Annotated in this window: 9 protein-coding genes; 5 read left to right on the top strand and 4 right to left on the bottom strand. The window is 60.9% G+C overall.

All coding sequences use genetic code 11. The annotated features are described in order from the left end of the window. Positions 1 to 28 precede the first annotated feature (28 nt). The 4 genes from polA to olsB all read left to right on the top strand — a co-directional run bounded on the left by polA (position 29) and on the right by olsB (position 8,476). Complete coding sequence (polA, locus tag F0184_RS03870; RefSeq protein WP_150494758.1) at positions 29 to 3,001, top strand: DNA polymerase I; 2,973 nt, start codon at positions 29 to 31, stop codon at positions 2,999 to 3,001. A 194-nt stretch (positions 3,002 to 3,195) separates the two neighbouring features. After that, positions 3,196 to 4,722 (top strand): YifB family Mg chelatase-like AAA ATPase, encoded by a 1,527-nt coding sequence (locus tag F0184_RS03875; protein WP_150494760.1) that lies wholly within the window; start codon positions 3,196 to 3,198, stop codon positions 4,720 to 4,722. Positions 4,723 to 4,935: 213 nt separating this feature from the next. Next, a complete protein-coding gene (locus F0184_RS03880) occupies positions 4,936 to 7,314 on the top strand; it encodes a hybrid sensor histidine kinase/response regulator (protein WP_208998313.1) in 2,379 nt (792 codons plus the stop codon). A gap of 235 nt (positions 7,315 to 7,549) precedes the next feature. Beyond that, positions 7,550 to 8,476 carry a l-ornithine N(alpha)-acyltransferase gene (olsB, locus tag F0184_RS03885; RefSeq protein WP_244298975.1) on the top strand — a complete coding sequence of 309 codons (927 nt, stop codon included), beginning with the start codon at positions 7,550 to 7,552 and terminating at the stop codon, positions 8,474 to 8,476. 96 nt (positions 8,477 to 8,572) lie between these two features. Here the strand turns inward: olsB and F0184_RS03890 are convergent, their stop codons facing one another. Continuing rightward, positions 8,573 to 8,881 (bottom strand): DUF1330 domain-containing protein, encoded by a 309-nt coding sequence (locus tag F0184_RS03890; RefSeq protein ID WP_150494764.1) that lies wholly within the window; start codon positions 8,879 to 8,881, stop codon positions 8,573 to 8,575. 133 nt (positions 8,882 to 9,014) lie between these two features. Between F0184_RS03890 and F0184_RS03895 the strand changes: the two genes are divergently transcribed. Then, entirely contained in the window at positions 9,015 to 11,201 is a 2,187-nt protein-coding gene (locus tag F0184_RS03895; protein ID WP_150494766.1) for a transglycosylase domain-containing protein, read from the top strand. A gap of 16 nt (positions 11,202 to 11,217) precedes the next feature. On the opposite strand, the gene F0184_RS03900 is transcribed toward F0184_RS03895, so the two are convergent. From F0184_RS03900 to phaZ, 3 genes are all read right to left on the bottom strand, one after another. Beyond that, positions 11,218 to 11,955 carry a M48 family metallopeptidase gene (locus tag F0184_RS03900; RefSeq protein WP_150494768.1) on the bottom strand — a complete coding sequence of 246 codons (738 nt, stop codon included), beginning with the start codon at positions 11,953 to 11,955 and terminating at the stop codon, positions 11,218 to 11,220. 132 nt (positions 11,956 to 12,087) lie between these two features. Further along, a complete protein-coding gene (locus F0184_RS03905) occupies positions 12,088 to 12,507 on the bottom strand; it encodes a DUF2852 domain-containing protein (RefSeq protein ID WP_208998315.1) in 420 nt (139 codons plus the stop codon). 175 nt (positions 12,508 to 12,682) lie between these two features. Continuing rightward, on the bottom strand, positions 12,683 to 14,191 hold the full coding sequence (gene phaZ, locus F0184_RS03910) for a polyhydroxyalkanoate depolymerase (RefSeq protein ID WP_208998333.1): 1,509 nt from the start codon (positions 14,189 to 14,191) through the stop codon (positions 12,683 to 12,685). Positions 14,192 to 14,478 lie beyond the last annotated feature (287 nt).

A 14,478-nucleotide genomic window follows, 5' to 3' on the forward strand; every position in this document is an offset into this window, starting at 1 on the left:
GGCCGTCGGTGCGGGCAATATCCGCGCCATGTCGATACAAGATTCCTCCGCTCTCACCGCTGACGACCATCTGATCCTGGTTGACGGCTCCACATTCATCTTCCGCGCCTATCACGCGCTGCCGCCGCTGACGCGCAAGTCGGACGGGCTGCCGGTCGGCGCCGTGTCGGGCTTTTGCAACATGCTGTGGAAGCTATTGCAGGAGGGGCTTTCCCCGGAGCCGGGGGATGAGCCGACGCATTTCGCCGTGATTTTCGACCATTCGGCGCAAACGTTCCGGAACGAAATCTACCCGGACTACAAGGCCCAGCGCCCCGATCCGCCGGAGGATCTGGTGCCGCAATTCGGCCTGATCCGGCAGGCCACACGGGCCTTTTCCGTCCATTGCATCGAGCAGGAAGGCTTTGAGGCAGATGACCTCATCGCGACCTATGCGCGCCAGGCGGCGGCGCAGGGCGCGCGCGTGACCATCGTGTCCGGCGACAAGGATCTGATGCAGTTGATCGGCCCGAAAGTCGGCATGATCGACACGATGAAGAACAAGACCTTCGGCGAGGCCGAAGTCTTTGAGAAATTCGGCGTCGGGCCGGACAAGGTGATCGAGGTACAGGCGCTCGCCGGGGACAGTGTCGACAATGTGCCGGGCGTGCCGGGCATCGGCATCAAGACAGCCGCGCAGCTGATCGAGGAATTTGGCGATCTGGAAACGCTTCTGGAGAAGGCGGAGACGATCAAGCAGAAGAAACGCCGGGAAAACCTGATCGAATTCGCCGAACAAGCGCGCATTTCCAAGCAGCTAGTGACTCTGAAGGACGATGTGCCGGTCGAGGTGCCGGTTGGAAACCTGTTGGTGAGCGAGATCGATGGGCCGAAGGCGGTCGGCTTCCTTAAAGCGATGAGCTTCACCACCTTGACCAAACGCGTGGCGGAGACCACCGGCGCGGATCTGGTGAACATCGAGGCGGACGAATTCGACATACCCGGCTGGGACGTGCCCGACCACAAGGGCAGACTGGCTGAGCGCGCTGGCGGCGGGACAGGCGGTTCGGAGGCCGCGATGACGCCGGGGGCGGACACTCCGGCCCCTGACGGCATGATGACGCCCCAGTCGCTGGCCGATGCCCGGGCCGAATCCGCCCGCAACTCGACCATCGACACCAGCGCCTATGAAACCGTGATGTCCGCCGACCGGCTGAAAGAGTGGGTCGCGGACGCTTATGAAACCGGCTTTGTGGCCTTTGACACCGAAACCACCTCGCTGGACGCCATGCAGGCCGAGCTTGTGGGCCTGTCGCTGGCCACCGCGCCCGGCAAGGCCTGTTATGTGCCGCTGGCTCATGTGGACGGCGAAGGCGACCTTCTGGGCGGCGGGGCACTGGTCGAGGGCCAGATTTCGCTCAAGAACGCAATCGAGATCCTAAAGCCCATGCTGGAGGATCCGGCGGTTCTGAAGATCGCGCAGAACCTCAAGTATGACTGGCTCGTCATGACCCGCTACGGCGTCGATATCACGCCCTTCGACGACACGATGCTGCTCTCCTACACCGTTGATGCGGGCAAGGGCGGCAACGGGATGGACGAATTGTCCGAGCGGTGGCTCGGCCACAAGCCGATCCCCTTCAAGGACATCTGCGGCTCCGGCAAATCCATGATCACCTTCGACAAGGTAGCGATCGACAAGGCCACGGCTTACGCCGCAGAGGACGCCGACGTTACGCTGCGCCTGTGGCAGGTGCTCAAACCCCGGCTTGCCTCCGACCGCATGGCCACCGTTTATGAAACCCTGGAACGGCCAATGGTGCCGGTGCTGGCGCGCATGGAACAGCGCGGCATTTCCGTCGACCGGCAAATGCTCTCCCGGCTCTCTGGCGACTTCGCACAAGGCATGGCCGGGCTGGAAGCGGAAATCCACGAGCTGGCCGGCGAGAATTTCAACATCGGCTCACCCAAGCAGCTTGGCGACATTTTGTTCGGCAAGATGGGCCTGCCCGGCGGCAAGAAGACCAAGACCGGCGCCTGGTCCACCTCGGCCTCCGTGCTGGAAGACCTGGCCGCCGAAGGCCACGCGCTGCCGTCCAAAATCGTGGAGTGGCGCCAGCTCTCCAAGCTGAAGTCGACCTACAGCGATGCGCTTCCCGGCTTTATCAATCCGGAAACGAAGCGGGTGCACACGTCTTATTCTCTGGCGGCAACGACGACAGGGCGGCTGTCTTCGTCCGAGCCGAACCTGCAGAACATTCCGGTGCGCACGGCGGCCGGGCGCAAGATCCGAAAGGCCTTCGTGGCCGCCCCCGGCCACAAGCTGATCTCGGCCGACTACAGCCAGATCGAGCTGCGCGTGCTGGCCCATATGGCCGACATTCCGCAGCTGAAAAAGGCCTTCGAGGACGGGCTCGACATCCACGCCATGACGGCGTCGGAAATGTTCGGTACTCCGATCGAGGGCATGGACCCGATGGTCCGCCGTCAGGCGAAGGCGATCAATTTCGGCATCATCTACGGCATTTCCGCCTTTGGCCTTGCCAACCAGCTTGGCATTTCGCGCGGGGAAGCCGGCGATTATATCAAGACCTATTTCGAGCGCTTTCCGGGCATCAGGGACTATATGGAAGCGACCAAGAAACAGGTGCATGCCAACGGCTATGTCACCACGATCTTCGGCCGCAAGGCGCATTATCCGGATGTGAACACCAAGAACCCGAACATGCGCTCTTTCTATGAGCGCGCGGCGATCAACGCGCCGATCCAGGGCTCGGCCTCCGATATCCTGCGCCGGGCCATGGTGCGCATGGAGGACAGGCTGACGGCCTTAAGGCTCGACGCGCAAATGCTTCTTCAGGTGCATGACGAATTGATCTTCGAGGTGCCGGAGGCCCAGGTCGAGGACACGATCCCCTTGATCAGGCAAGTCATGGAAACCGCCTGCGACCCAGCCCTGAAACTCTCCGTCCCTCTCCAGGTCGACGCCCGCGCGGCAGATAATTGGGACGAGGCGCATTAGGGCCGATGCGCATTAGGGCCGATGCGTGGCACACGGGCTTTCGGTCCGGCCCACGTTATCCCATGGCCTGACCATGGGATCCATTTGCCCATGGGATCCATTTGCATTGGCTCGCCTCAAGCCTCGAGTTTCCTTGCCCAAGGATAAAAAGTGTGATGAAGTTCAAATACACTTAATGATTGAAGGTGCGTGCAATGGTCAGCCGGGTGACGACTCTGGCCTTTCAAGGCATTGAGGCCGTACCGGTTGATGTTCAGGTTCAAATCGGCCCCGGGATGGTGGCGTTTACGATTGTCGGCCTGCCTGACAAGGCGGTGGCCGAAAGCCGGGAGCGGGTGCGCGCCGCACTTCATGCATCCGGGCTCGCGCTTCCCGCCAAGCGGGTCACCGTCAATCTGGCTCCGGCCGATCTTCCCAAGGAAGGCTCCCACTACGACCTGCCGATTGCGCTGGGGATCATGGCAACGATCGGCGCGATACCTTCCGACCTTCTGTCGAACTACGCGGTGCTCGGGGAGCTCGGCCTGGACGGAACCGTCACCCAGGTGAGCGGCGTTCTGCCGGCTGCCGTTGGGGCGAACGCGCTGGGCAAGGGTCTGATCTGTCCGGCAGCTTCAGGCGGTGAAGCGGCCTGGGCCGACAGCGAGATGGATATCCTTGCCCCCCGCTCGCTGATCCAGCTCGCCAATCATTTTCAAGGAACACAGGTTCTCTCACGCCCGGCAGCCAAACTGCAGGCCCCGCCCGGCACCCTGCCGGATCTTGCCGATATCCGGGGTCAGGAAAGCGCGAAACGGGCCCTGGAGATCGCAGCCGCCGGGGGGCACAATCTGCTCATGATCGGGCCGCCCGGTGCCGGGAAAAGCATGCTCGCCAGCCGGCTGCCCTCCATTTTGCCGCCGCTGCTTCCAAAAGAGCTCCTTGAAGTCTCCATGATCGCCTCGCTGGCCGGCGAACTCGCCGACGGACGCCTCACCGACAGGCGCCCCTTTCGGGCGCCCCACCATTCCGCGTCCATGGCTGCCTTGATCGGGGGCGGCTTGCGCGCCCGGCCTGGCGAGGTATCGCTCGCTCACAATGGGGTGTTGTTCCTGGATGAATTGCCGGAGTTCAATCCGCAGGTGCTCGACAGCCTCCGCCAACCGCTGGAAACAGGCGAAGCCGTGATCGCACGCGCCAATCACCGTGTGGCGTACCCCGCGCGAATCCAATTCGTCTCGGCCATGAACCCGTGCCGGTGTGGCTATGCCGGAGAGCCAGGACACCAGTGCAAGCGCGGCAGACGCTGTGCCAGTGAATACCAGGCCCGGATTTCCGGACCCCTGCTCGACAGAATAGACCTCAGGATAGAGGTGCCGGCCGTCTCGGCCCGGGATCTGATCGCCCCATCCAGTGGTGAGACATCGCAGGCCGTGGCCGCGCGGGTTGCGGCCGCCCGGGCGATACAGACCGACCGGTTCCGGACCCTCGGTCTATCCGCGCGAACGAATGCAAGCGCGCCAGCCTCGGTCATCGACCAAATAGCGCAGCTGGACGTGAAGTCCCGAAACTTCATCCAGGACGCCGCGGAGACCTTGAACCTCAGCGCCCGCGGCTATCACAGGATCCTTAAGCTCGCGCGCACCCTCGCAGATCTGGATGGCCACGACAGTCTGACCAGGGTTCATCTGGCCGAAGCCCTGAGTTTTCGCGGCCAGGATTTGTTCCAGGCCGCTGCCTGAACGGATAGGAACGGACTGCTCGGGGGTTCAATCCGGCTGAAGACTTCCAACTGTTTCAACCGTGTTCTGGATCGGAAGACGGCCTGTACTGCTGGAACAAAACCCCACGAAATCATTGATAGTATTGCCAATGCAACGTTTTTTCAAAGTTTCCATGGAAGTGTAGGGTGAAAATTAGCTGGCGAGAGAGCACAGGTTTTGGCCAATACCAACGTGAACGAATCAGCAGCTTCGGTTGTCACCAATCAGCCGGATATGGGCTTTGAAGGGGATCGGTTCCGCCGGTCCGACGATGCCCGGCAGGAAAGACTGGCGCCTTTGGCAGACACATCGGCGGACAGCGATGGCGTTGCCCTGCCGGGAAGACGGGACACGGACAAGCCGGTTCCCGCGTCCGTGAAGGCGCTTCAGCATCTGGCCTTGGCCGGGATGTTGTTTGGCTGTGTGTTTGCCTTGTGGCTGGTCGGATCGGACACCAGCACCATCCGTTTCCTCTCTGTTTCCCTGGGGTTTTTTGCCGGTGGTCTGGCTGTGTGGTGGATGATGGCGGACGATCAGGTCCGTGCGACGCAGGCCCTGTCGACCAAGGATGACAAGATCCGCCGACTGTTGGCCCGCTGTGAGGAACTGGAGGACCGGTCCTGGGAGCTTCGGGAATCGGATGAACGGCAAAGCGATATCCTGGCAACGCTTGGCGATGTGATTATCCGCAGAGACACCGATGGCCGCGTGGTCTATGTCAATATCACCGCCGCCGACACGTTTGGCACCGATTGGGCGCCGCAACCGGGCGATGAATTCAGCCTGCCCGAGGCCGGAACCCGGGGCGGAGGTTTCGCCGGAAAGGACTTCCGGGAGCCCGCCATGGGCTTTGGCGATCTTTATCTGAAGACCGTTGACGGTCCGCGCTGGTTTTCGCGTCTCGATATTCCTGTTCGCGACCGGATCACCGATCAACCGCTGGTGCAAACCGTGTTGCGCGATGTCACCGAACGGCGCCTGATCGAAGAAGAACTGCTTGCCGCGCGCCACACGGCCGAAACCTCCAACGAAGCAAAATCCCGTTTTCTGGCCACCGTCAGCCATGAGATCCGCACGCCGCTCAACGGAATTTTGGGCATGGCCGCTCTTCTGCGCGATACGCGCCTGACCAAGGAACAGTCAGCCTATATCCAGGCCTTGGAAACCTCAGGCGAAACGCTTCTGTTTTTGATCGACGAGGTTCTAGACTTTTCGAAGGTTGAGGCCGGAAAGCTGGACATTGTCGCCACACCCACCAGGCTGTCTGCCTTGACGGACAGCGTGGTCGAACTGCTGGCGCCCAAGGCCCACGCCAAGAACCTTGAAATCGGTGTCCGCCTCGATCCAAACCTGCCGGAAAAAGTCACCCTCGATGCGACACGTGTCCGCCAGATCCTCTTCAATCTGGCCGGCAATGGGGTGAAGTTCACCGATGAGGGAGGGGTGGCAATCCTAATCGACGGGAAGCCGTCCAAAACCGGCGGCAGCATTGTCGAATTCCGGGTTCAGGACACGGGGATCGGGTTCGATGCCGCCGATGCCGAGCGGCTGTTCGAGGAATTCGAGCAAATCGATCACGGCCCAGCGCGGAAATTCGGCGGAACGGGACTGGGCCTGGCGATCGCACAAAAGCTCACGCACCTGATGAACGGCACCATTGAAGCCAGACCGGCGCTGGAAGGCGGCGCGCAATTCGTCGTCCGGCTCCCGGTTCCCGAGACACTGAGCGTGGCCGGAACAAAAGACGGCGGCGATTTGCGGGGTGCACGCATTCTGATCATTGGCTCGGGCCGCGTTGAAGTGCCTCTGTTGAAGGACAGGCTCGAGATGCAAAATGCGCTGGTGGACGTCCATGCGCCGGGCTCGGACGCCCTGGAAGAGGGACTTCACGGGGCCGACCTTCTGCTGGTTGACAATTCGGCGCTTGATGACGCCGGCGCCTGGCTGGTGGCCTCCCGCCTCGCCGGGTCCAAAGCGCCGGCGGCAGTCTTGATCGCGCCGGCCGAGCGCGACCGGCTGCCCCGATTGAAGGACGCAGGATATGACGCCTATCTGATCCGCCCAGTGCGAACGGACACGCTCATTCAGGTTGTCACGGGCCTTTTGAACAAGGATATGCCGTCCCCGCTTTGGGACGCCGGTTCGGACCATCAAACCGTAGCGGCGCCCTTCAACAAGGCGCGGTCTCCAGTGCGGCCTCTCCGGCTTCTGGTTGCCGAAGACAATGACATAAACCGCCTTCTCAGCGAGGCGCTGCTGCGCAAACTCGGCCATGAACCAACCGTGGTGGCCGATGGCGAAGCTGCCGTGGCCGCGGCCATGGATGACGATTTTGATGCGATCCTGATGGACTTGCACATGCCAGGTCTTGACGGTTTGGGCGCGATCGCCCGTATCCGGGAACAAGAACGGGACCAGGACCGCAGCCCCGTGCCGATCCTCGTGGTGACCGCCGACGTAATGGAAGAGGCAAGAACCAATGCGGAAAAGGCCGGCGCGTCCGGCTACGTCACGAAACCTTTGACCGAACAGGCCATCCGGCGCGCCTTGGCCGACGTCAGCAACAAGTGACCGGCCACCGACGGACCGACCTGAAGGACCGGGTTTGACGCAAGAATGAATTGCATACGGCCCATGACTCACCTCATTGTCATGGATTTGTCGGAAACTTATGTTCTACGGCAGATAAGCAGGTATTGTCGCGGCTATGTTTCGGCGCGCGGGTAGATCCCGACGCATTCGGTCCGTTCGGCAGTGACCTCAAAGACAAACAAATGGGAGCCGGACGTCCATGCTGCGGTCGGGCATGTTTTCGCCAAGGAACCTTGCAAAGAAATTTTCACCGGTAGCGCGCCCCAAACCGCCCGCAGCCGGCACGGATTGGCCCACGCCCCTCTACTCGGTATTCAACAGACCGAGACTGAGCCTTGGCCGGATCGGTCCCTTGGAAGTTCGCCTTGCCCGGAATTTCACCGAGGTCAGGAAGGCGCAACGTCTGCGGTACGAGGTTTTCTACGAGGAAATGTCGGCCATCGCAGATGCTCAGACCCTCGCATCCCGCCGGGACGCGGACCCTTTTGACGTTTTTTGCGATCACATGCTGGTCATCGACCACTCATCGCTCAAACGCAACAAGCTTGGCCGTCTCAAGCCCGAGATCGTGGGCACCTATCGGCTTCTCCGGCAAGACGTGGCCGACCGCCACGGCGGATTCTACACGGCGGCGGAATATGACATCCAACCGCTGATCGATGCCAATCCCGACAAGAGGTTCCTGGAGCTTGGGCGGTCTTGCGTCCTCAAGCCATACAGAACCAAAAAAACGGTCGAGCTGCTCTGGCATGGGATCTGGTCCTATGTCCTCCTGCACAAAATCGATGTGATGCTCGGCTGCGCCTCGATCGAAGGCACCGACCCGGATCGCATGGCCAGCACCCTGTCGTTCCTCCACCACAACGCCCGCGCACCGGAGGAGTGGCGCGCCTCAGCGCTTCCCGACCGCTACGTGGAAATGAACCGCATTCCCAAAGAGAATTTGGACAGCAAGGCCGCACTGAAAGCGCTGCCGCCGTTGATCAAGGGATATCTGCGGCTTGGCGCGTCGATCGGCGACGGGGCGGTGGTCGATCATCAGTTCAACACGACGGATGTGCTGATCATCATGCCGGTGTCGGAACTGAACACCCGCTACGTCAATTACTACGGCGCAGATGCGAGCCGCTATTCCAGCTAGATCAGCGGGCGGCGGTTCTGGAAGGGCGCTCGCCGCGCAGTCGGTTTGGCATCACAGGCTTGCATCCGGCTCGGCCGGGCTGGTCGCGCACCGCGATCAGTCGCCCGGTTGAACCCCCTCATAACCTTCGATGATGATCAGGTCACCTTGTGAGACCGGAAGCCGATGGGACATGGCAGCCTGGTACTCCGGCGATTCGTAGCAGGCCAACGCCTTTTCGTAGCTGTCGAACTCGATCACCACATTGCGGGAGCGGCTCGTTCCTTCCTTCAAGGTGAATTGCCCACCTCGAACCAGAAACCGTGCGCCATATTTTTTGAAGGCAACGGCATTGGCCTCGACATAAGCCTTATATCCCCCGGGATCGGATACATCCACCCGAGCCACCCAGTAACCTTTTGCCAAATTCTTCTCCTTTTCGCCGCACGGACAATGCCCGCCAGCCTTAACGGCCCCTTAAATCGCCGCAATGTACGGTCATGCCGGGGAAAACAGCAAGACACCGGTTCTGTTGGGACAGGGGTAGATCAGTACGCCCATGGCAGGCAAGTCCAAGCGCGGCCAGCGTATCGAGCCGACTTTGAAATCATCTCGTGCCGGAGACCTGAATGTCCGGCCAACCGCGCGGGATCGCGCGGCTGTCGGCTTGCCAGCAGGCAAGCAATCCAAGAAGCAGAGCGGACCGTCCGAGAAAAAGCCTTCCCGGACCGGAACAAAGCCGTCCAAGGGCCGGTCGGGCTCCGATCGCCGCAAGACCACGAAAAGGCGGCGCAGGGCCGGGGGCTCCGGCGGCTGGATCAGCACCCTTTTGAAGCGCACTGTCTATTGGGGCGCCGTGCTTGGCATCTGGGCCGGTATCGCGGTCATTGGTGTGATTGGCTATTACGCCGCGCATCTGCCTCCCACCTCAGAATGGGCGGTTCCAGCCCGGCCGCCGAATGTCAAGATTGTTTCGGTGACGGGTGAACTGATCGCAAACAGGGGCGATACAGGCGGAGAGGCCGTCCGGCTGGAGCAGTTGCCACCCTATCTGCCCAATGCCGTGATCGCGATCGAGGACAGGCGTTTCCGCTCCCATATCGGTGTCGATCCGATCGGATTGGCCCGGGCCGCCTTCGTCAATCTGATGGAGGGCCGGGTGGCGCAGGGCGGCTCGACGCTGACCCAACAGCTGGCCAAGAACCTCTTCCTGCAACCCGACCGGACAATGAAACGCAAGGTGCAGGAACTGGTTCTGGCGTTCTGGCTGGAGGCGGAATTCTCCAAGGACGAAATCCTGGAAATGTACCTGAACCGGGTCTATCTCGGCGCCGGTGCGTATGGTGTCGATGCCGCGGCCCGGCGCTATTTCGGCAAATCCGCGCGACTGTTGACCGTTGCCGAATCGGCGACGCTCGCCGGGCTCTTGAAGGCCCCATCCCGCTTCTCCCCGACCCGCAACCCGGATCTGGCGGAACAAAGGGCCCAAGTCGTTCTGATGGCTATGCATGAAGAGGGCTATATCACCTCCAATGAAGCCAAGATGGCCATCGCCAACCCGGCGGCCGTGGTCACGCGGTACACGACGGCATCCAAGAACTATGCGGCCGACTACGTAATGGATGTTCTGCCGCACTTTATCGGCGCGCTCGACAGCGACATCATCGTCGACACCACGATTGACCTGAAAACACAGGAGGACGCGGAGAAGGCCCTGCGCGACGCCCTTGCGGCAAACGGTGCCGAATACCGCGTCACACAGGGCGCGATCGTTACGCTCGACACGGCAGGCGCCATCCGGGCCATGGTCGGTGGCGCGAACTATGCCAAAAGCCAGTTCAACCGTGCGGCCTATGCGAAACGGCAACCCGGCTCCGCCTTCAAACCCTTTGTCTATCTGGCGGCTCTGGAGAGCGGGCTTACCGCGTCCACGATCCGGCAGGATCAGCCCGTTTCCTTCGGAGGCTGGGCCCCAAGAAACTATACAAAGGAACACTACGGACCGGTGTCCCTTACACGCGCCCTCAGCATGTCGCTCAACACGGTGGCGGCACAGCTTGCGCATGAGGTCGGTGTGAAAGTGGTCGTCAACACCTCGAAAAAAATGGGCATCACCTCCGATCTCAGCAACAACCTGTCGATCTCGCTTGGCACGTCGGAGGTTACGCCACTCGAAATCGCCAGTGCCTATGTGCCGTTTTCGAATGGCGGGTATGGGGTCCTGCCCCATGTGATCCGCCAGATCCGCACAGTCGATGGCGAGGTGCTTTACGCGCGCAGCGGCGAAGGGCGCGGGCGCGTGATCTCCCGGCAAACCGTTGGCGAAATGAACATGATGATGCGCGAGACATTGCTGACCGGAACCGGGCGGGCGGCACAGCTGGAAAGCGGGCGTCCCGCCGGGGGCAAGACCGGAACGACCCAGAATTTCCGCGATGCCTGGTTCATCGGCTATACTGGGAATCTGACAACTGCGGTCTGGATCGGAAACGACGACAACTCCCCAACCAAAAAGGCCACCGGCGGAAATCTGCCCGCCGAGATCTGGCGCGAAACCATGGACCGGGCGCATCAGGGCTTCCCGGTTGCCGAGCTGCCCGGCATTCCGGCCGCTCCCGTCATGGTCGCAAGACCAGCGGATTCAGGACCTTCCAGAACCAATGGCGAAGACGGCACTCTTGTGATGCCCGAAGCCACCGCGGGCCGCGGGCCGCTGGATCTGTTCAGAACCCTTTTCGGAGGCTGAGAGCGTCCCGGATCTGTTACCCATGCGCGTGGAGATGAGATCCATAGGTCTTCAGCCATCTGCGCGCATGCGGCGTTTGCGGCGCCAATTGCTCGCACAACCGCCAGAAGCGGGCCGAATGATTCATTTCCACGAGATGGGCCACCTCATGGGCCGCGACATAGTCGAGGATTTCGGGCGGGGCGAGGATCAAACGCCAGGAAAAGGATAAACGGCCGGTCGAGGTACAGGACCCCCACCGGCTTCTCGTGTCCCGCACGCTCAGACCGGTTATCGTCTTGCCTATGGTCCGGGCATGCTGATCGGCGATCCGCGTCAAATCGGACCTTGCCTCCTTCTTCAGGTAGGCGAGGACTTTCCGGGGGATGTGCGCGGTTTCACCGGGCACCAGCAACTGTGGCCCGGCATCGTCCGAATGGTTCGCAGACACGATCCCGCGCAGCCCACCAGTCGGCACGATCAAATGAGGCTTGCCGCGCACAGGAACCAGATTGCCCGCGACCAGGGGAACGGGCGCCGGCCGGTCGACCAGACGATCCCGCAGCCAACCAAGATGTTGCAGGAGAAACTTTTCGGCCCTTGTTCGTGAGCCATTTTCCGGAACCGTCAAAACCGGTCCAGAGTGGTCGGGCGGAACACGGAGAAGATAACGGCGAGCTCTTGAATCGCGGCGCAAACGAACCCGCATAGGCGGACCGTCTCCAGCGTCAATGTCAAGATGCTCGGGCAAGGGACGGGTAAAGAACCGGCTCATGGATCCTTGAAAAATTGCGAATCACCAAGTCCAGTGTGCCGGAATTGCCGGTCAGATGCCTCACGTTTTTAGTCCGAAAAGGACGAAGGCGGCGCATGAGCGCCGCCTTCGGTCAAGTCAACGCTCACCGGATCAACGCATGTCCGGCGAAGGTCCACGTCCACGATCTGACATGAACCGATCGAACTCTTCCTGGTCCCGCGCCCGGCGCAGATCTCTTAGAAACTCGTCGAATTCGGACCGCATCGCGTCGAGCTTCGCGCGTTCTTCCTCAAGACGCTTTAGTTCGCGCTCACGGTATTCGTCAAAGGCCACATTACCGGTCCGGCTCTGGAACCCGGTCTGACCCATCCGGTCCACGGCATCCTTCATTGGGCTCGTCCTCCACTGATCCTTGGCGTCGCGGGCCATTTCATGGAAGCGGTCGCCCCACAAGATGTAAGCCAGCATAGCAAGGCCCAGCGGCCAGAACACCACGAACCCAAGGACCATCAAAGCGATGGTGGCCGGGGTCCATGCCGGTCTAATCATAGATGTCGTTGCTGTCGTCATCGTCCTATCCAAGTCAAACCATCAACAATCAGGACATGGTGGCCGGAACACCGCCGTTCAAGCTTGTATGGCGCGATTTGGTTCCGCACCGGGGAGGATTGACGGCAAAAGGCCCCGCGGTGTCTCGCGGGGCCCAGATGCGTGGCCTGGCGCCAACAGGGCGACAACCCGGATGTCAGCCAACCGCCTCGGACAGTTTGCGCGCTTGTTCAATCCAACCGTCACGGGCCATCCGGCCACGAAAATCAAGCTTGGAATCAAGCGCTTCGATCTGTTCGTCCGTCAGCCCGGCAATCTGCCAATAGTGGAAAATGCCCGCCTCATTGAGCGCCGTTTCAAGTTTCGGCCCAACGCCGCTGATCGCTTTCAAATCGTCGGCCACACCCTGCGGACGGGCAAGGAGGATTTTTTCAAGAGAGGCACCGGCCGCAGCACGGTTCTGCACCTTTTCTGGTGCCGCCGGGATCGCCCTTGGGGCAGTCCCGCTCTTCCCGGTGGTCGGATGGGACCGGATGAAATCCATCACCCGCGGGCAGATCTCGGCACGCCAGCGCGATCCATTGAAGACCCCGTAATGGCCGACACTCGGCTGCTCGTAATGGGCTTTCATGTCGTCGGGAAGGTTCGTGCACAGATCGTGGGCCGCTTTGGTCTGACCCCGACCGGTGATGTCGTCCTTCTCTCCCTCGACTGTCAAAAGGGCGGTCCGGCGGATCTTCGTGCAATCGACCGGCGTGTCCCCATGCATCATCTTGCCCATCGGCAGGGAGTGTTCGATGAAAACGGTTTCAACCGTCTGCAGGTAGAATTCGGCCGTCAGATCCATGACAGCGAGATACTCATCATAGAATTCACGGTGCTTTTCCGCGCTATCCCCGTCCCCTTCGATAAGGTGCTGGAAGAATTCACGGTGCGCCGAGACATGCCGGTCCAGGTTCATGGACATGAAGCCGGACAGCTGGAGGAAACCAGGATAGACCTCCCGCATGAAGCCCGGGTGCGGGAAGGGAACCTGCATCACGACATTGCGCCGGAACCAGTCGATCCCTTTGCTCACCGCCAGATCATTCACCGCTGTCGGGGCGACCCGGGTGTCGATCGGTCCGCCCATCAACGTCATGGTCGCAGGCACATAGGGGTCGTCCAGGCCTTCCATGACCGCGACCGCAGCCAAGACCGGAACGGACGGCTGGCACACCCCAAGGATATGCGTATCCGGGCCCAGGAAATGCAGCATCGAGATCAAATAGTCGATGTAGTCGTCCAGATCGAATTTCCCGTCCTGCAGTGGGACCATGCGGGCATCGATCCAGTCTGTTATGTAGACATCGGCCTTGGGCAACAGAGCTTCGACCGTGCCGCGAAGAAGTGTCGCGTAATGCCCGGACATGGGCGCAACAATCAGGATTTTCGGATCCTTTCGGTACGACGAAGTGCCCCGCTCGAAATGGATCAGATCACAGAACGGCCGGCTCCACACCACGGTTTCCCGGACCGGAACCCGCACCCCGCTGACGGTCGTATCATTCAGTCCGAATTCCGGCTTTCCATAGCGCCGGGTAATGCGCTCAAGGACTTCGCATCCGGCCGCGATCGACCTGCCAAGATCCGTATGACTCCAGGGATTCAGAGGATTTTGGAAATACAAGCGGGTCATGTCTGCCGCTGCGCGAACAGGCCCCATGGCGGCATGGTTGATCTCGTAAAATTGGTAATACGGCAAGCACCCAACTCCTTAGTATCGGACAGATCTGCCGAGATCTTCACATGTGACAGACCAAAGACACTTCTTCTGCATTGCAGCATGATAGCGGCAAACAGGCATGGGCTGCAATACTGCTATGGTTCACCCCAAATCGAGCGGCGGGCCACGACTTCTCACCGGCGACGGATGTTATTGCAATGCAACAGATTTTTTGAAATGGTATTCAAAACAAAACCGTAAGGCTGGTGTCGATCGACGTCAAAACG

Source organism: Roseibium aquae (assembly GCF_008711285.1).
Taxonomy (GTDB): Bacteria; Pseudomonadota; Alphaproteobacteria; order Rhizobiales; family Stappiaceae; genus Roseibium; species Roseibium aquae.